The following is an 18761-nucleotide window of genomic DNA, read 5'->3' as shown; positions in this document are numbered from 1 at the left end:
CAAGAGAGAAGTTATTTAATGGCAGCGGTAAAAGGCTGAACGGCCCCGAAATCGTTAACGTAGTCGCCGCTTACGTTGGCACCTGCGCTGGCGCTGATTTTGAAAGTCAACGAGGAGAGTGGCGGCACCATTTCACCGTCAATCGTGCGTCCATTCACCGTAACCGTCACTAGCGAGACGTTGTAAGGCGTTGGATTGCTGGCTTTCAGCTGGCCATTACTCACAGACCAATTCAGCGATTTCACCGCTTCATTCGCATCGCCCTTCAGTCCTGCTGGACGATAAAACAGTTTGATACGGGTGCGGAACGCCATCTGTAAGGTATTAAGTTCCGCCTTGTCTTTGGTTTTAGCCGGAATCTCCAGCACGTTTAGCCATGACACTGATTCACGATCCTGAGCAAATAGTGCTGGATTAGTCATTGAGAGACGTAGTGTTTGGCCCTTACCAGCATCAACCCGATTAACAGGCGGCGTGATGATGTAAGGCGTTTGAATGTTCTCAGGCGTCGCATTGGCATCTCCGTTATCAACCCAGCTTTGGACCAAGACGGGTGAGGTCCCCACATTCTTAAGTTGTACTGAAACCTCTCTGTCATCCTGATGATAGATAACGCGCGTACCGGTAATGACGATGCTGGCTAATGCCTGGCCACTCATTAAGGTTGCCCAAAGCAAAGCAAAAAAAGGCAGGGTTTTGTTACGGGAGATGTTCATGTTGAAATCCTGAGAAAGAAAGGTGGGATTTCTCCCACCTGACGATGACTACTTATACATAATTGAGTAAACGACGTTGCTTGATACCAAACCCGGGGTGGTGGCATTTTCGGCGAAATACTCCACCGCATAGGACAGCGTTCCACTTCCGGAGGCTACGTCGACGAAGGAATTGTTTGTGATTTGATTCTGGTTGCCCGCCTGAATCACGTTCGAGTTGTCCCCATCCAGCAATTGCAGGCTAACGTTGGTTGCACCACCGTTAGGGGCCGTGACCATGTTTTTCAGACGACCGGTTACGGTGTCAACCGTTGCACCCGCTTCGAAGAAGGCTGATGCCGTTTTCAACGTGCCACTACAGTTATTCAGCGCCATGTTGAAGCCAGTACGACCCGCAACATCAGACGGGTTTGCCAGCTTGACAGTTGATACCGTTGGCAGCACGACCGTGGCATCTGCCCCCTGGCCGGCAACGATAACGTCACAGGTACTGGCAGTCAGTTCACCATTAAAGGTGATGGTACCGTCTGATGCCTGAGACGACGCGCTCATCACCAGCAGAGCCAAAGCGGAAGCAGCGAAAATAGATTGAGTAGTTTTGCTCACGAGAATGATTCCCTGTTTGTCGTTTTTACGTGGAGGCTAATCGCTCCGGTCCTCAGACTGAGTACCCTTAAGAAGACCTGGTGTTGCTTAAGGGAAGGTGTCCGTCTGATGGCGTGAAGATTACGGTTTACAGGGGATGTCAGGTATCAGAGCGGAGGCCTACATTTGTCAAGATAGGCTGTAATTTTTGTAGTCCATTTTGTAGGCCGCTGTAGTCCATTGTAAGCATTGATGCGGGCGTCAGGATTTATTGAGCAGAATGCTGCTCGAGGTAATCAGCAATACTGGCATTGATCTCTTCAACTGTTGAAGAGACTTCCGACCACAGATTGGCTAAGAGGATGTTGTCAGGGAGAGATTGCAGGCAGGCTGTTTCTAACTGGCGACAGGCATGTTCAGCGCGACGAGCGCCGGTGATCTGCGCGGCTCCGGCAATACGGTGCACGCTTTTGGCGAGTTCACCCCAATCCGCGCGGGCATAAAGCGCTGCAGCTACGTTTAAATCCGTGGAATTACTTTTTAGTGTCATGGCAAGCATGGCGTAAAGCAGGGATTCATCGTGGCCAGTTAACGTGCGCAGGCGCTCCAGGCTAAGTAGTGAATCTAAGGATTTTGCAGATTTAGCCAAGAGAGCCTCTTTCTGTGCAACGCAGCACACTAATCGAGATGATGACGACGCGCGAAATCGATTAATTCGAGTGTAGAACTCAGCGCCAGTTTGGTCAGGATGCGGGTTTTGTAAGTACTGACAGTTTTATTGCTGATGTGCATGATCTCAGAGATATCGATCACTTTCATACCGCGCGCCAGATGCTGCAGAACCTGAAATTCGCGGCTTGAGAGATTTTTAATCGCATCCACTTCCGCTTCGGGCATTTTATTGGTGCCCTTATTATCGCGGCGCTTCAGTGGGAAGTAGCCGTAACCGCGCATCACGGCGCGCACCGCATCACCCAGCTCTTCCAGATTATTACGCTTACCGACAAAACCATCGGCCCCGGTGCTCATACAGCGACTCAAATAGTGGTCATCATCGCGAGCGGTTAACACCAGAATGCCACCGCGATATTCCGCTGCGCGCAATTTCACGATCAGCTCAATGCCGCTTAGTCCAGGAATATCGAGGTCAAGCACGATGAGATCGGGATGATGTTCGTTGATCATTTTCAACGCCTGGTGGCCCTCTTCCGCTTCGGCTACCACCGTATGCCCATCTTTTTCCAGTAAAAAACGAACCGCAAGACGTGCGACTGGATGATCATCAATTATCAAAATACTCGCCATCTTCACCTCTTCTACGACGACAGGAGTTGTTCCATGTAGTTTAAAATAACTTACCAATAAAACAATCAGATAAGCGGTGCGATATTCCCAATTCCGGGGAAATGTCCTACAAAATGGGCGAAATGGATGACAAGCCAAATTTGCAAAAGTAAAACGATCGGTTTACTTTTTAAGGATGAAAAAGAAACTCGATATCATCAATGCCGCTGAGCGGCTGTTCTATCTCAACGGCTTTCACGCCATCAGCACCGATCGCATTTGCAGCGAGGCGAATGTCTCGACGCGCACCTTGTATCGCTATTTCCCCTCGCGTGAAGCGCTAACGGCCGCGGTGCTGGAGGCGCGACAAGATCGTTTCTTCGCCGCGTTGCAATCGCCGGACCATCCGCAAGCGGTCAGCCATATGTTCGATGCGATGGCCGACTGGATGCAGCAATACGGCAATAATGGCTGCTTGTTTCTCAAGGCATGGGGCGAATACGCCGGAGAAGATGCCGCGCTAGCTGAACAGGCGCTGGCTTACCGCCACAAGATGCGCGATTACATTGCACGCGCCATTCAGCAGGCGCTCGGCAAGCAGCATGTCGCGCTAGCGGATGCGGTTTGGCTGCTGTTTGAAGGTGTGCTGACTTCCGCGCTGATCATCGGCGCTGCGCAGGCGTGCGAAGCCGGTAAAAACGCCGCGCTGCAGCTTATCGCGTTCAGTGAAAAGACATGAAGGGTACGGCGCTCGGCATCACCGGATTTGCACTTATCGCGGTGACCTACGGTATGGCGCGTTTCGCCTGGGGCTTGATGATGCCCGAGGTGATGCACGACATCCCCTTTACCCGGCGCGTTTCTGGCGTGCTTTCGGCCTGTAGCTTTGCCGCTTACTGTGTGGCGGTGTTGATCGCGCCGATGATGACCGCCCGCGCCGGGCCGCGATTTCCTGCTGCGGTTGCCGCGCTGTGTGCCGCGTTGGGTTTGTTGATCATCGCGAGCGCGGTATCGCCGTGGATGCTCGGCGTGGGATTGTTTATCGCCGGTATGAGCGCCGGTCTCGCCTCGCCTGCGTTAGCGAGCGCCGTCAGCCAGCGTATTGAGGCTGAGCAACAGCCGCAGATGAACACGGTTATCAATGCCGGAACCAGCATGGGCATTATGTTGTCAGTGCCAATTTTGTACTGGCTGCCCGGCGGCTGTCGCATCGCCTGTGCGGTTTTTGCCGCGCTGGCGATGATCTGCCTGGTGCCGATTTGGCGCCAGCTACCCAATCACAATGAAAACGCTCAACGTGAATCCTGGTTAAGCCACCTGCGGCAGCGTTCGCTGCAGCGCCTTATCTTCATTGCACTGTTCAGCGGCGTCGCCAGCGCGGCTTGGTGGAGCTTCGGCCCGGATCTGCTGCATCACATTCACGTCAGCGACCGCATGGTTAGCCTGTTGTGGCTCATCGCTGGCGCAGCAGGCATTATCGGCGCGATCACCGGCCCGATGGCGAAATGGATGGGGATGAAGCGGGTTTATTGGCTGTCGCAATGCTGCCTTGCCGTGCCCTTATTGCTACTGGCGTTCAGCCATCACTATTCAGCCTGGCTGTTTCCCGCCGTGGCGCTGGGTGGCGCGGCGTATGTTACGCTCTCGGGCGTGTTGCTGGTGTGGGGCGCAGAAGCAACCAACAATGCCCCCGCCGTTGGCGTAGGCATCTTGTTCTTTATGTTGGCTGCGGGTCAGGTGATGGGATCACTGCTGTTTGGACAACTCTTTATGCTGGCAGGCGCGCCAACCGCATTAACGCTGTTTGCCGCGCTGCCGTTGCTAATGATGTTTGTTATTCGTCGTTAAACGGATCTTTTTTGTCGTCTTCACTGTCATCGCGCGTTCTGGGGATCTCACCGTGTTCGCTGGGATTGTCCTTGGCGGGATGCTTTTCATCATTCACGTCGCGTTTATCTTTAGGGTGATTGCTCATCTGAAGCTCCTTTGTTGATCACCCATTAAGTGTAGTTGATGGGGCGAGGCGTTCGCCCCATACGCTTACTGCAACGCTTTCAGAATCTGCATCGCGACTTTAACCCGCTCGGTATTGGGATAATTTTTGTTCGCCAATATCACAATGCCGACCTGCTTCTCCGGGATGAAGGCGACATAAGCACCGAACCCACCGGTTGCGCCGGTCTTATGCACCCACGACGCGCTGACACGCGGATGTGATTCGGCATCCCGCACCGGCTGCGGCCCAAGCGCCACCTTGTTATCCGCGCCCTTCACCGCCATCTCCGCCTGAGCGGGCCAATCCAGCATCTCCCACCCCAAACCTTGATAGAGCGCATCGGTGCGATAGAAACGCGTTTGCGCGAAATCCAGCGCCTGCTGCAGCGGCTTATCGTTAACCTGCTGCGGATCCATATTGGCCTGCATCCAGCGCGCCATATCTTTAATCGACGACTTCACGCCATAGGCTTCAGCATCCAGCATGCCCGGCGACACGCGCACCGGTTTGCCTTCGCGGTAGCCCCATGCGTAAGCATTTTTCGCGGCGTCAGGCACGGTGATAAAGGTGTGCTTGAGCTGCAATGGCGTGAATACGCGCTGCTGCATTGCCTGTTCAAAAGTCAGCCCGCTGGGTTTCGTCGCCAGCCAGCCAAATAAGCCGATGCTGCTGTTGGCATATTGACGCGTGTTGCCCGGCGCCCACTGCGGTTGCCACTGTTGATAGAAGTTCGCCAGCGCCTTTTCTTCGGTCACGGCATCGGGCACCTGCAGCGGCAAGCCGCCAGCGGTGTAAGTCGCCAGCTGCAGCAGCGTGATGTCGCGCCACTGCGGCGTGTTCAGTGCCGGCCAATATTTGCTGGCAGCATCGCTCAGCGCGATCTCTCCTTTATTCACCGCAACGCCACTCAGCACGCCGGTGAAGGTTTTACTCACCGAACCCAGCTCAAACAGCGTGTCTTGGGTGACCGGGCGCTGCTGTTTGACATCCGCCATGCCCCAGGTGAAATAGTGAGGCTGGCCTTTAACCACCACCGCCACCGCCATGCCGGGAATCGATTGCTGCTGCATTAGCGGTTTGATCGCCTGATCAACGGTTGCCTGCACATCCGCCTTCGCGGCGAACGCCATGGAGCACGCCGAGGTCAGCGCTGTTGCTATCAATGTTTGAGAAATCAATTTCACTGTAGTTAACCTTCCGGGTTGTTGTTCCGCAGGCAGTTTGCCCAATTTGACAGGGTGCAACAAACTGTTAATTTTAGCGTCAGACAATAGAAAATCTTACAGGTTGGCGCATGACACGACCCTATATTCCCCTAAACGCGCTCAGAGCCTTTGAAGCCGCTGCACGTCATCTAAGTTTTACTAATGCGGCGATTGAGCTGCACGTAACCCATGCAGCCGTGAGCCAGCAGGTAAAATCGCTGGAGCAGCAGCTCGGTTGCCAGCTGTTTGTGCGGGTGTCGCGCGGATTGATGCTAACCACAGAAGGCGAAAGCCTGTTGCCGGTGCTCAACGACTCTTTCGATCGGATTGCCGATACGCTGGATCGTTTCTCATCCGGTCAAATGCGCGAAAAATTGAAAGTTGGTGTGGTGGGAAGCTTTGCCACCGGCTTGCTGTTGCCGCGCTTAGAGGATTTTAACCGCCGTTATCCGCACATTGAGCTGCAACTCTCCACCCACAACAATCGCGTCGATCCGGCTGCCGAAGGCCACGATTACACCATTCGCTTTGGTAGCGGCTCCTGGCACGGCACCGAGGCGCAGTGTATTTGTCCTGCGCCGTTATCACCGCTGTGTAATCCGGCCATTGCCCGGCAGTTGCAACAGCCTGCAGACGTGCACAAATTTACCCTGCTGCGCTCATTCCGCCGTGATGAGTGGAGCCAATGGCTGCAAAGCATTAACGAACATGCGCCATCGCCTGCGCATCCGGTGATGATTTTTGACTCGTCGCTGACGATGATTGAAGCGGCATTGTTAGGTGCGGGGATTGCGCTGGCACCGGTGAGGATTTTCAATCACCTGCTGCAAAGTGAGAAGCTGGTGCGCCCTTTCGCCGCTGAAATCGATCTCGGCGGCTACTGGTTAACGCGTTTGCAATCGCGGCACGAAAGCGCCGCGATGACCGCGTTTTCTGGCTGGTTGATGAATACCTTTTTGCCCGGTGCGCACTAATTAAACGAACACGTGATTTATAGCGCGAATGCGCAGGCCGGAGTCACTTTTGGTCCGGTGGTCCTCGCGCCGCAGCAGATGTGTCAGCGCCCGCACGTAAGCCAGGCCTTACGCTATCTGTTTCGCCTTCGCCAGCGTGCGTGCAAGAAGTGCGGAGTACAGCGGTTTGCCGCCGAAGAATTGCGCGGCCAGCGTTGCGCCGAGACAGGTAATGATCATCGGCAAAATCAGCTGATAATTGTTGGTCATCTCCAGCACCAGCACAATGCCGGTCAGCGGCGCGCGCACCGACGCCGCAAACAGCGCGCCCATTCCGGCCACGGCAAAGGTTGCCGGCTCCAGATGTAAACCCGGCAGCCACTGCATGCAGAGCTGGCCGAAGCAGGTGCCGAGCAGCGTGCCTAGCGTCAGCATCGGGGCGAAAATACCGCCTGGCGCGCCGGAGGAGAAACAGCAGACAGTGATGAGCGTGCGCAGTGCGAAGAGCAGAAACAAGGCCAGCGCGCTATAGCTACCGCTGGAGAAATCGGGGATCAGGGCAATCCCGCCGTTGATGGCTTGTGGCAGCACCAGGCCAATCACGCCGCACGCGCCAGCCAGTAAACTTCCCCATATTACCCAAGGTGCCACGCGACCTTGATGCAAACGCTGAAACTGATCCTGCGCGAGGAAAATGAAGCGATTAAATGCCACGCCGCAGCCACCGAATAACACACCTAATACCAGATAAAGCCACAGCGTATTGGTTGGCGCATCCTGCAACTGACCAATATTGATGATCGCCTCATTACCATTACACACGCGGAAAACAATGCTTGAGACGATAACGCCGACAAACACCGCTTTGATGGAAATCAGGCTGTAACGAAATTGCGGACGCATCTCTTCAATAATAAACAGGATGCCCGCCAGCGGCGCATTGAAGGCGGCCGATAAACCCGCGGCAGCGCCGGTTGCCAGCAGCGTGTGGCGAGATTCAGAAGATTTAACGCGGAACAGATCGACACACATGCCGCCGATATTGCCACCCAGTTGCACGGTTGGCCCTTCGCGACCCAACACCATGCCTGAACCTAACGCGCCCATGCCACCAATGAATTTCACTGGTAGTACGCGCCACCAGCGCACCGGTCGGAGCTCCTCCAGCGCGCCTTCGATTTCAGGAATACCCGATCCGCCCGCTTCTGGCGCGTAACGTCGCACCAGGAAATAGCCAATAGCGCCTAATAATGCCGAAAGGAAAAACGCACCGATTATTTTCACCAGCAGATTGTCACCGGCATCCGCCAGCCAGCTCAATCGCGTCTGCACCACAAAATTCACCGCTTTATCAAAGGCTACGCCAACCAAACCGGTTAGCACACCGACCAGCGCAGCCAGCAGTAATAGTGCAACGGGCGTTTTGTCGCGGCGTAATAGTTTCTGCATCAATAAGAAGCGCCCAGCACGTAAAATCGTTTTGGGCTCTGCGGAGTGATGATGAGCAGACATGCAAATCCCTCTGTATTCAGAACAGTGTTCAAACGTTAGTTTGAAAAAAGAGGGATTAGCATACTGAGAATGAAGTGATTTTTAACCCAGGAATTCGCAAGCGGATTTTTCAGGATCGAAGAGGTTGGGCATTTTTAGCCGATGCATCAACCTCCTCTACGGGGAATTAATCCTGCTCTTCAGCAATCAGCGTCAGTTTTTCATCAGTGGCTTTTTCTTCTTCCAGCGTTTCACCCAGTAACCTGGCGGCATCCTGATAATCCAGCTTCAGAGCTAAGGCGCGCAAGGTGCCGTAGGTGGCGATCTCATAGTGCTCAACTTTCTGTGCGGCACCGATCAGTCCAGCATCGCAAACCGGCCCTTTTTCTACTTCATCGATAATTTCCTGCGCCTCTTCGGCCAGACCTTCCAGCGCATGGCATTTCATTCGTTTGATCTGCACGCCATCCGTGAGCTCAACCAGTTGATCAATACGTTCAATTTGTCCGCGCGTTTCTTCGAGGTGCTGTTTAAAAGCCGCAACCAGATTAGGATCAGAGGCGGCGCGAATCATTTTTGGTAACGCTTTGGTGATCTGTTTTTCTGCGCTGTAAATATCAGAAAGATCATGCACAAACAGATCTTGCAGTGTTTTAATCGTCATAATATGGCCTTTTAGTAGAATAGAATATCAGGTAGGTAAAAACGTGGGCGAGAGTGAATAAGGAATTACGCCGGCACATAAGCCTGACTTAATCCTGGCGGACAATAAATAATTCACAAGCGAAGCCTGAAAATAAACTCACCGCATTGTTTAAATCATTGCCAGACTTAAACCAGGTCAATCGGAGAGAACATAATGAAAAAGCCAGACCCGCCAGAGCTCAACGGCGAAATTATTCACGAACGCAGATTAATGCCGCTCGGATTAATTTCTCTGTATGAAGTTACCTTCAACAATGGCAAATATGCCGTTATGCGTCTGGATAAAGTTCAAACCTTTCATCAGGGTGACGTTTTTAAACGTGTTAATGACTGCTGGTATTGTGATGAACAACTGATACATCCTTACGCTTTTCAGTTTGTCGATCAGGCTGAAGCGCAACGGTCATTTATAGAATATGAGCGATAATATTATCTTGTGCTCTTTCATATCGGCGAGTGAAACGCAGCGAGTTGGTCCGGTTGCGCTGGCGGCAATGACATCCAGAAATTCACCTCCATGCTGGTTTCATATTCCGCATGCGCTTCAAGGAAAATATGCTCGCCGCTGCGCGATTGCCCGCCATAAAGCCAGCCGCCCTGCACCTCACCATTTTCAAATTGCACGATGCACTCCTGCTTGTAGCCGGGCGCTTGTTCATTTACATCAATCCATTCAAGAATATGGCGCATTGGCTTACTCCTCGGCAATAAACAGTGATTTACAGTGCGGGCACAACATAGCCTGTCCGCGCGCTTGCTTTAAGGAAGATTGTGGGCAAAACTTTTTACAGACTGGACACTGAGTTTTGACTTCCCGGCGTGATAAGCTTTCTAAAAATTGATTTAACCAGCTCATAATTTATTTCCTTTTTCCGTTAACTGATTCTAACACACCTGATTTTTTTCATTGCCACTCACACTTGACAGCAACGTTAAAGATCCTCAACCCCATCATTACGTTCAGTTAAATGTTTTAAATTAACTTTTATTTTATAAACCAACCGTAAGATCGATTTGGCACTATACTCAAATAAGACAAATATTTTCCCTCGCCCTCTCTTATACCGTCGACTTTCCTGTTGATAGTGCTGACTTTTATAATCCATTGGATTTTTTTGCGACGCCATTATGAAAAATAAACTTCCCACCGGGTCATTCATTAGCAGTAGTGCGCTTCCGGCAACGGCACGCAGTAGTTTTGAGTTTTTACATCACAGCGGTGTTTACCAGGCGAACCGGCCAGATGTTTTTTCCGAGCGGCAAATGGAAATATATGGCGAGCGTCTGGCAAAAACGCATCATCTTTCCGACGCCAAAAAAAGCTATAAATTATTGCAGCGGCTGACGGAAAACGAACAGGCGCTGATAAAAAGCGCTGAAATATTAAGTACCGGTGAGAAGCGTAATTTGACACCGGCTGGCGAATGGTTGCTGGATAATTTTTATATTATTGAAGAGCAAATTCGGATGGTGCGCCATCTGTTGCCCACCAAATTTGGTCAGGGTTTACCTGCGCTGAAAGACCCCGCGCACTCTTTGCGCATTCAGGCGATCGCGGATGAGATGATCAGCCACAGTGATGGCCGCTTAGAGTCAGCAGTGTTGGCGACCTTTATTCATGCTTATCAACGCGTGACGCCGCTGCTGATGGGTGAACTCTGGGCGCTTCCCGCCATGCTGCGCTTTGCGCTGCTCGATAACCTCGCACGTATTGCGCAAGGCGTTGCTGAGATTCATCAGGAGCGCAGCCAGGCCGAAGCGTGGATTAATGAGATCGTTCATCACTCCGCCAGGGACGCCACTCGCGTGATTCAGGTGATCGCCGATATGGCGCACAAAAACGATCAGCTTTCCGGAGCGTTTGTCGCCGAACTGGCGCGCAAACTGAATGGGCAGAATCACTCGCTGGCGTTGACCTGGGTGGAGCAACACCTGCTGAACACCGGGCGTAATACTGCGGATGTGATTGAACAATTCAACCGCCAGCTGGCACTAAGTCAGCTCTCGGTCAGCAACAGCATTGCCGGATTGCGCCAGCTTGGCGAAATCAACTGGCAGGATTTGGTGGAGTCGCTGAGCCTGGTCGAGCAGGTGTTGGCGCAGGATCCCGCCGGGATTTATCCCCAGATGCATTTTGACAGCCGCGATCAATATCGGCATGTGGTTGAAGAGCTGGCTCGCCAGAGCGAATTCGACGAGCTAAACGTGGCCAATCAGGTTTTGGCGCTGAGTCGTCAGGCCGCATTGCCAGCGCGCCAACAGCATATTGGTTACTTCCTGCTGGATAAAGGGCGTGCGCAGCTTGAGCAACAGCTAAAGCCGCGCCGTTCCTGGCTGAATCAGGCGCGCCATCATCTCAGCCAAACGCCGCTGCTCTCCTGGCTGGGCAGCCTGACGTTATTGACCACCGCTTTCAGCGCCGAAGCGCTGTTTTTCACTCATCAATCCGCGATGTCGGTGGTGCTGTGGCTGTTACTGGTGCCGGCGGTGATCTTAATCAGCAGCCAGCTCGCCCTGCAGCTGCTCAGCGAAGTGACAACCCGCACCCGCCATCCGGTACCGCTTCCGCGACTTGATTACGAGCGGGCGGTACCGGATGGCGATCGCACGCTGGTGGTGATCCCCTGTTTAATCAGCAGCAAACATGGCACCGATGCGCTGTTGCGGTCGCTTGAAACCAGCTATCTCGGTAATGCGCTCAACAACATCAGCTTTATGCTGCTGGCCGATTTCACCGACAGCGCGGCCGAACACGATGACGATGATGCCGAAATCATCGGTTACGCAGTGCTGAAAATTCAGGCGCTCAACCGCCGTTACAGCAGCAAGTCGCACAGTGATGGGCTTTTTTCTCTGCTACATCGCAACCGTGTGCTAAACCCTTCGCAGGGCGTGTGGATGGGTTATGAGCGTAAGCGCGGCAAACTGCATGCGCTCAATCGCTTGCTGCAGGGCGAAGCAGAGACATTTAACGTCATCGTCGGTGCCAGCCAGGCGCAAATGCGCACGGTGAAATACGTCATTACCCTCGATAGCGACACCATTCTGCCGCGAGAAACCGCGCATAAGCTGATTGGCATTATGGCGCATCCGCTCAATGCGCCGGTGTTTGATGACAGCCTGAATCGCGTGGTGGAAGGTTATGCCATTCTGCAGCCCCGTCTGGCGGAGGAGATTCCGCCCTTTGGCCAGGGCCGTTACGCGCGTCTCTCCAGCAGCGTGCCGGGCAACGATGCGTATTCATCCATGTCTTCCGATATCTATCAGGATCTGTTTGGCGAAGGTTCGTTTGTCGGCAAAGGCATTTACGATGTGGCGGCCTTTACCCGCGCGACGCGTAATACCTGCCCGGAAAATCTGGTGCTCAGCCATGATTTGCTGGAAGGCTGTTATGCGCGCTCCGGTGTGGTCAGTAATGTGGTGCTTTACGAACACTACCCGGATAACTATCTCAGCGATGTCGCGCGGCGTTTCCGCTGGGTGCGCGGTGACTGGCAACTGCTGAACTGGCTGAAACTGCGCGTGCGTCTGGAGGATGGCGGCTATCAGGCCAATCCGCTCAGTGCACTGTCGCGCTGGAAATTGTTCGACAACCTGCGTCGCAGCCTGATTGCGCCCGCCTTGCTGCTGCTGATGTTTCTGGCATTTAGTTGGGTAGCGAATCCGCCGTTTTGGCTCGGCTGCATTGCGCTGTTCCTGCTGTTGCCCAGCGCCTTAGCGTTGAGCATGGAAGGCATGCGCAAAAGCAAGACGCGCGCCTGGCAGCATCATCTCTCTATCCTGTCTTCGGATGCGTTAATGCGCCTGAGCCGCGCGGGACTGACGCTGGCGACACTACCGCATGAAAGCTACTGGTCGCTGAAGGCGATTATCGTCACGCTGTGGCGACTCAACGTGAGCGGGCAGTTTCTCCATGAATGGAAAAGCGCCTCGGCGGGCAGTTCATCGCCCACGCCGTCACTGCGCCATTTTTATCAGGCGATGTGGTTTAACCCAGCGGCGGGCGTTGCACTGTCACTTTTAACCGCGCTGGTTAATCCTGAATTGATTGCGCTGGCGCTGCCGATCTCGCTGCTGTGGCTGATCACACCGTGGCTGTTGTGGCAGTTGAGTAAACCGGCCCATTCGCGCCAGAAAAAGCTCTCCACCGAGCAGCAACAGTTTTTGCGCCACACCGCGCGTCACACCTGGGCTTGGTTTGAAGATTTCGTCACCGCCGAACATAACCACTTGCCGCCGGATAATTTTCAGGAAGTGTTGCAGCCGGTGGTGGCGCATCGCACCTCGCCAACCAATATCGGCCTGTCGCTGCTGGCCAATTTAACCGCATGGGATTTTGGCTACATTACGCAGAAACCGGTGATAGCCCGTTCGCTCGCCGCGCTGGATAGCCTCGATCGCATGGAGCATTTTCGTGGACATCTCTACAACTGGTATGACACTTACACGCTGAAGCCATTAAATCCGCGCTACGTCTCCACCGTCGATAGTGGCAACCTCGCCGCGCACCTCGCCACCCTGCAGGCCGGGCTTGCGCAGTGGAAGCATCTGCCGGTGCTCGCCTTGCCAGTGATCATGGCCGGTCTGCATGACACCTTGCTGCTGGCGAAAGCGCAAATGGGCACAGAGCGTAACGATCGCTGGGATGAGTTAACCGCGCAGTTTGCTGCGCTGCAACAGGCCGCGCCCGTTGCGATTGCCAACCATCTCTCGTCGCTGATCGCGCAGAGTGAAATTCTGCTGGCGCAGATGCAGCTGCCGCTGTTGCAGGTGAAATGGTTCGAACGGTTTATCCACCAGCTCAGCGATTTGCAGCAGGAGTGGACGCTGTTTTTCAGCTGGCTCACGCCGGATGATGATCTGCCTGCCGCCTTACCTTCTCTGCTGTGGCTGAGTGAGTTAGAGCGTCATCGCCCCGGCCTCCATTCTCAGCTCGCGGCGTCTGTGATGTGGGCCGCACGTGAACGCATGGCGACCTTGCTGGAGCTGGAAGGACGGCTGGAAGATCATGCAAAAATGGATTTCCGCTTTCTCTATGTTGATAAAACCGCGCTGCTCAGCGTGGGTTACAATCTCGACAGCGGCGCGCTCGATAAAGGCCATTACGATCTCTTCCCGTCCGAAGTGCGCCTGACGCACTACTACGCCATCTCTGCTAATCAGCTGCCGGTAAAAAGCTGGTTCGTGCTGGGCCGTTTGTTCACCCAACTGGATAACAAACCGGCGGTGATGTCGTGGAGCGGCTCGATGTTTGAGTACCTGATGCCGCATCTGGTGATGCCGGTTTACCCGGATACGCTGCTGGAAAAAATGGCACTGTCGGCGGTGAAGCAGCAGATCGCGTCCGGTGATGCCGCGCAGATTCCGTGGGGCGTCTCCGAGTCGGCTTACGCCGCGTTCGATGACAGCCAAAACTATCAATACAAAGCCTTTGGTACGCCAGAGTTAGGGCTGAAGCGTGGCCTCAACGATGATCATGTGGTTGCGCCCTACGCCTCGCTGTTGGCGCTGATGGTGCTGCCGCATCAGGCCACCGACAACCTGATGCGACTGAAGAAAATGGGTGCCTGCGGCAAATACGGTTTTTACGAGGCGCTCGATTTCACCGCGCAGCGCCTGGCGCGCGGCCAGCAATTTGTCGCGGTGAAAACTTACATGGCGCATCACCAGGGCATGGGTTTTCTGGCGATTTCGCACCTGCTGCATGAAGCGCCGATGGTGGCGCGGTTTATGTCGAGTGCGCGCTTCCAGTCTTCCTACTTGCTGCTGCAGGAGCGCGTGCCGGATGACATTGAGCTGTATACCCCGCGTCGGCAGTTCGTTGACACCAGCGAGATTAAGCCGCGTTCAGATACGCCCGAACTGCGCGAGTTCAGCGGCTCGGCGGCGCATCTGCCGCAAATCCAGCTGCTGTCGAACGCCAATTATCATGTGATGGTGACGCAATCCGGCACCGGTTACAGCCAGTGGAAAGGATTGGCGTTAACCCGCTGGCGCGCCGATGGCACCAGCAATCAGCACGGTATCTTCTGCTACATCCGCGATCGCCAATCCGGCGAGCTGATTAGCCCGACGTTCCAGCCCAGCGGTGATGCGCGCCCGCAGCACATTGCGCGCTTTACCGACGCCGGCGCGGAGTTTGAATCGCGCATGGAAACGCTCAGCACCCGCACCCAGGTGGTGGTGTCGCCAGAAGATGATGTGGAAATCCGCCGCATCGTCCTGACCAACCATTCACGCCAGCTGCGTGAAATAGATATCACCAGCTACGCGGAAGTGGTGCTGGCTTCTGCCGCCAGCGATATGGCGCATCCGGCGTTCAGCAACCTGTTTTTGCAAACTGAAATCGTCACTGAACTGGAAGCGATTCTGGCGCATCGCCGCCCGCGCGATGAGAAAACCGAGCCGCTGTGGATGTTCCACGCCCTGCTGATTCATGGCACCAGCGAGCGCGATACGCATTATGAAACTGACCGCGCACAGTTTATTGGTCGCGGCAGAACTGCCGCCGATCCGCAGGCGATGGCAGCCGATGGCGTACTCAGCGGCAGCGCAGGTGCGGTGCTCGATCCATTTCTGTCGATTCGCCAGAAAATCGCCATCAAAGCGGGTAAATCCGTCACCCTCGATCTGGTGTATGGCGTCACCACGCAGCGTGATGCCTGCCTTGGCTTGATTGAGAAGTATCGCAACAATGTCTACGCCAATCGGGTATTTGAAATGGCGGCTTCTCACAGTCAGGTGGCGCTGCGCCAGCTGAATATCCTCGCTGAAGATGCCAGTTTGTATAACCAGCTCGCCAGCGCGGTGATTTTTGCCAGCCCTGAAATGCGCGGCGACAGCCAGCGTCTGCAGCAGAATCGCCTGGGACAATCGTCGCTGTGGCGACACTCGCTGTCTGGCGACTTACCGATCGTGCTGGTGCGCATCGAAAACGGTACCCAACTCAGCCTGGTGAGCAATCTGATTAAAGCGCATCAATACTGGCGCCAGAAAGGATTGACGGTAGATTTGGTGATCCTCAACGGCGAGCAAATCGGCTATCAGCAGCTGTTGCAAAATCAGCTGATCAAAATGATTTCATCAGGCGAGATGCAGATGCTGACCGACAAGCCTGGCGGCATCTTCCTGCGCCAAAGCGAGCACTTTGCGCCCGAAGATGTCACGCTGCTACTCAGCGTAGCTGCCGTGGTGCTGGAAGGCCGCAACGGCAGTTTGGCCGACCAGCTGACGGTGCTGTTAAAACCGCAGCCGGTGGCGCCGCCTTGCCGCTTCCTGGCGCATAAACAGGCCTTTCCCGCGCCCGCCCGCCTCGCTGCGCCGGAAAGCGTGCAGTTGTTTAATGGCACCGGCGGCTACAGCGCCGATGGCAGTGAATATCACATTTTGTTGTCCCCACATCAGCAGACGCCCGCGCCCTGGTGCAATGTGCTGGCAAATAAACAGTTTGGTAGCGTGATTTCAGAAAGTGGTCAGGCCTACACATGGTATGAAAATGCGCATGAATACCGCCTGACGCCGTGGCACAACGATCCGGTCAGCGATACGTCGGGCGAAGCCTTTTATTTGCGCGATGAGGAGAGCGGCGATGTCTGGTCACCTATGCCGCTGCCGATGCGCGGCGCCGGAGATTATTTGACGCAGCACGGCATGGGTTACAGCCGCTTTATGCATCAGGAGCAAGGCATTAGCAGCACGCTCACCACCTTCGTAGCTGGCGAGCAGGCGGCGAAAATCACCCTGATTCAGCTCAGTAATCTGTCTGGCAAAACCCGTCATTTGTCGATCACCGGCTACGTCGAATGGGTTCTGGGTGAGCTGATGAGCCAATCTGCCCGCCATGTACAAACTTCTGCGGCGATAGTGGCAGATGGCAGCGCCATTCTGGCGGTAAATCCCTATACCAGCAGCGGATCGATGCGCACCGCCTTCTTCGCCGCATCCGGCAATCAGATTGCTTTCAGCGGTAATCGCCTTGAGTGTCTGGGCCGCAATGGTTCGACGCGCAAGCCAGCGATAATGCAAGCGCGAGGCTTGTCGGGTAACACCGGCGCGGGACTCGATCCCTGCGCCACTCTGCAAACTCTGACCACCTTGATTGACGGCGATACGCGCACGCTGGTGTTCGTGTTAGGCGCGGCGGAAGATACCGCAGCGGCGTTGACGCTGATGCAGCAATTTCTTCCCAGCGAACAGGCGGAAGCCGAACTGGCGAAAGTGCAGCAGCAATGGCGCAATCTGTTAAACAAAGTCGAGGTGCAAACGCCCGATACGGCGGTGAATCTGCTGGCGAATAACTGGCTGCTGTACCAAACGCTGGCCAGTCGTTTGCTGGCGCGCAGCGGTTATTATCAGTCCGGTGGCGCGTTTGGCTTCCGCGATCAACTGCAGGATACGTTGTCGCTCACCCATGCCGCGCCCAACTTACTGCGCGATCAGCTGGTGCTGTGCGCTTCCCGCCAGTTCCTCGAGGGCGATGTGCAGCATTGGTGGCATCCGCCTGCCGGACGCGGCGTGCGCACCCGCTGCTCAGATGATTATCTCTGGCTGCCCTTTGCACTCTGCCACTACATCACCGCTACGGAGGATCTTGCGCTGTTAGAACAGCCGATTAGCTATCTTGAAGCGCCACTGCTCACCGCCGAAGAAGAGTCAGTTTACAGCCTGCCGAACGTCAGTCAGCTGCAGGAAAACCTGTGGCAGCATGGCTTGCGTGCCATCCAGCATGGTCTGAGGTTTGGTGAGCATGGTTTGCCGCTGATGGGTTCCGGCGACTGGAATGACGGCATGAGCGAAGTGGGTATTGCCGGTAAAGGTGAAAGCGTCTGGCTCGGCTTTTTCCTCTACAGCGTGCTCACGCGCTTTGCCGCGCTCTCCACACGTATCGATCAGCCGGAAGCCGCCAGCTTGTGCGAACAGCAGGCGGAGAAGCTGAAAACGGCGCTCAATCAGCTCGCCTGGGATGGTGAATGGTTCCTGCGTGGCTACTTCGATAACGGTGAAACCCTGGGTTCACAGCGCAACGCCGAATGTCGCATTGATGCCATCGCGCAGAGTTGGTCGGTGCTGACTGCGGCTGGCGATCACGAAAAATGCGCCTCGGCAATGCAGGCGCTCGATCAGCAATTGGTGGATAGCGATAACGGCCTGATTAAACTGCTGACGCCGCCGTTCAATGGCGCAGGCCCCAATCCGGGATACATTCGCGGTTATCTGCCTGGCATCCGTGAAAACGGTGGGCAATACACGCACGGCGCGCTGTGGGCAATTATGGCGTTCGCCGAGATGGGCCAGGTCGAGCGCGCATGGGCGTTGCTGGCGCTGATCAATCCGATCAATCACAGCCTTGATGCTGCCGCTGTTGCAACTTACAAAGTCGAACCTTATGTGATGGCGGCGGATGTCTACAGCGCCGAGAACCATGAAGGTCGCGGCGGCTGGACGTGGTACACCGGATCGGCGGGCTGGACTTATCAGCTGATCATCGAAAGCCTGCTCGGCATCACGCGCCACGGCGATAAATTGCGGCTGCGTCCGCGTCTGCCCAAAGCATGGCCGGGCGCGAAGGTGATTTATCATGAAGGGTCCGCGCGCTATGAGATTGAGATGCGGCGCACGCCCGGCGCTTATCAGCTGTGGCTGGATGATGTGCTGAGTGCCGATGATGCCATCACACTCAGCTGCGACGTCGGAAATCATCAGGTACGAATTCATCTCGCTGAGTAGCAATCACTAAGGTCATTAGTTTTCACCATAGCCAGCAGTGGAAAATATCGCAGCGCCCTGCCAGCGGCTATTTTAGGGTTATTCTCCCCTACAAGGAGAA

15 protein-coding genes are annotated in these 18761 nt (G+C 54.9%); 5 read left to right on the top strand and 10 right to left on the bottom strand.

The window, feature by feature from the left end:
- Positions 1 to 11: 11 nt before the first annotated feature.
- From Q3H59_RS23280 to Q3H59_RS23265, 4 genes are all read right to left on the bottom strand, one after another.
- Complete coding sequence (locus tag Q3H59_RS23280) at positions 12 to 716, bottom strand: molecular chaperone (RefSeq protein WP_405042417.1); 705 nt, start codon at positions 714 to 716, stop codon at positions 12 to 14.
- Positions 717 to 764: 48 nt separating this feature from the next.
- Positions 765 to 1322: a fimbrial protein gene (locus Q3H59_RS23275; protein WP_405042416.1), complete on the bottom strand. Its 558-nt coding sequence runs from the start codon at positions 1320 to 1322 to the stop codon at positions 765 to 767.
- A 247-nt stretch (positions 1323 to 1569) separates the two neighbouring features.
- Positions 1570 to 1950 carry an Hpt domain-containing protein gene (locus tag Q3H59_RS23270; protein ID WP_309837569.1) on the bottom strand — a complete coding sequence of 127 codons (381 nt, stop codon included), beginning with the start codon at positions 1948 to 1950 and terminating at the stop codon, positions 1570 to 1572.
- A 29-nt stretch (positions 1951 to 1979) separates the two neighbouring features.
- On the bottom strand, positions 1980 to 2606 hold the full coding sequence (locus tag Q3H59_RS23265; protein WP_110866872.1) for a response regulator: 627 nt from the start codon (positions 2604 to 2606) through the stop codon (positions 1980 to 1982).
- A gap of 175 nt (positions 2607 to 2781) precedes the next feature.
- Here Q3H59_RS23265 and Q3H59_RS23260 point away from each other — a divergent pair, with 175 nt between their 5' ends.
- A complete protein-coding gene (locus tag Q3H59_RS23260) occupies positions 2782 to 3324 on the top strand; it encodes a TetR/AcrR family transcriptional regulator (RefSeq protein WP_309837567.1) in 543 nt (180 codons plus the stop codon).
- Positions 3321 to 4433 (top strand): MFS transporter, encoded by a 1113-nt coding sequence (locus Q3H59_RS23255; protein WP_309837565.1) that lies wholly within the window; start codon positions 3321 to 3323, stop codon positions 4431 to 4433. The genes Q3H59_RS23260 and Q3H59_RS23255 overlap by 4 nt, the downstream gene beginning before the upstream one ends.
- On the opposite strand, the gene Q3H59_RS23250 is transcribed toward Q3H59_RS23255, so the two are convergent.
- Both Q3H59_RS23250 and blaPSZ read right to left on the bottom strand, forming a co-directional pair.
- Complete coding sequence (locus Q3H59_RS23250; protein ID WP_167391175.1) at positions 4420 to 4560, bottom strand: hypothetical protein; 141 nt, start codon at positions 4558 to 4560, stop codon at positions 4420 to 4422. The genes Q3H59_RS23255 and Q3H59_RS23250 overlap by 14 nt on opposite strands.
- A 65-nt stretch (positions 4561 to 4625) precedes the next feature.
- Complete coding sequence (gene blaPSZ, locus Q3H59_RS23245) at positions 4626 to 5759, bottom strand: PSZ family class C beta-lactamase (protein WP_309837901.1); 1134 nt, start codon at positions 5757 to 5759, stop codon at positions 4626 to 4628.
- 116 nt (positions 5760 to 5875) lie between these two features.
- Between blaPSZ and ampR the strand changes: the two genes are divergently transcribed.
- A complete protein-coding gene (gene ampR / locus Q3H59_RS23240) occupies positions 5876 to 6760 on the top strand; it encodes a LysR family transcriptional regulator AmpR (RefSeq protein WP_309837562.1) in 885 nt (294 codons plus the stop codon).
- A 108-nt stretch (positions 6761 to 6868) separates the two neighbouring features.
- Here ampR and clcA read toward each other — a convergent pair whose 3' ends face one another.
- Both clcA and Q3H59_RS23230 read right to left on the bottom strand, forming a co-directional pair.
- On the bottom strand, positions 6869 to 8251 hold the full coding sequence (clcA, locus tag Q3H59_RS23235) for a H(+)/Cl(-) exchange transporter ClcA (protein WP_309837560.1): 1383 nt from the start codon (positions 8249 to 8251) through the stop codon (positions 6869 to 6871).
- Positions 8252 to 8417: 166 nt separating this feature from the next.
- On the bottom strand, positions 8418 to 8894 hold the full coding sequence (locus tag Q3H59_RS23230) for a ferritin-like domain-containing protein (RefSeq protein WP_101761525.1): 477 nt from the start codon (positions 8892 to 8894) through the stop codon (positions 8418 to 8420).
- Between the two features lie 195 nt (positions 8895 to 9089).
- On the opposite strand from Q3H59_RS23230, the gene Q3H59_RS23225 reads away from it, so the two are divergent.
- A complete protein-coding gene (locus tag Q3H59_RS23225; protein ID WP_192413032.1) occupies positions 9090 to 9362 on the top strand; it encodes a hypothetical protein in 273 nt (90 codons plus the stop codon).
- A 17-nt stretch (positions 9363 to 9379) separates the two neighbouring features.
- Here Q3H59_RS23225 and Q3H59_RS23220 read toward each other — a convergent pair whose 3' ends face one another.
- Together Q3H59_RS23220 and Q3H59_RS23215 are read right to left on the bottom strand one after the other, a co-directional pair.
- Positions 9380 to 9625 (bottom strand): hypothetical protein, encoded by a 246-nt coding sequence (locus tag Q3H59_RS23220; RefSeq protein WP_101761527.1) that lies wholly within the window; start codon positions 9623 to 9625, stop codon positions 9380 to 9382.
- A gap of 4 nt (positions 9626 to 9629) precedes the next feature.
- Positions 9630 to 9791 carry a YnfU family zinc-binding protein gene (locus tag Q3H59_RS23215; RefSeq protein WP_217548267.1) on the bottom strand — a complete coding sequence of 54 codons (162 nt, stop codon included), beginning with the start codon at positions 9789 to 9791 and terminating at the stop codon, positions 9630 to 9632.
- A 272-nt stretch (positions 9792 to 10063) separates the two neighbouring features.
- Here Q3H59_RS23215 and Q3H59_RS23210 point away from each other — a divergent pair, with 272 nt between their 5' ends.
- The gene (locus Q3H59_RS23210; RefSeq protein ID WP_405042412.1) at positions 10064 to 18661 is read left to right on the top strand and encodes a GH36-type glycosyl hydrolase domain-containing protein; all 8598 of its coding nucleotides are present in this window, start codon (positions 10064 to 10066) and stop codon (positions 18659 to 18661) included.
- Positions 18662 to 18761: the final 100 nt, after the last annotated feature.

It is taken from the genome of Pantoea sp. SORGH_AS_0659 (genome assembly GCF_031453915.1).
Lineage (GTDB): Bacteria > Pseudomonadota > Gammaproteobacteria > Enterobacterales > Enterobacteriaceae > Pantoea > Pantoea leporis.
Note: the sequence above shows the minus strand (reverse complement) of the source record. Positions and strands in the feature narration are given on the sequence as shown.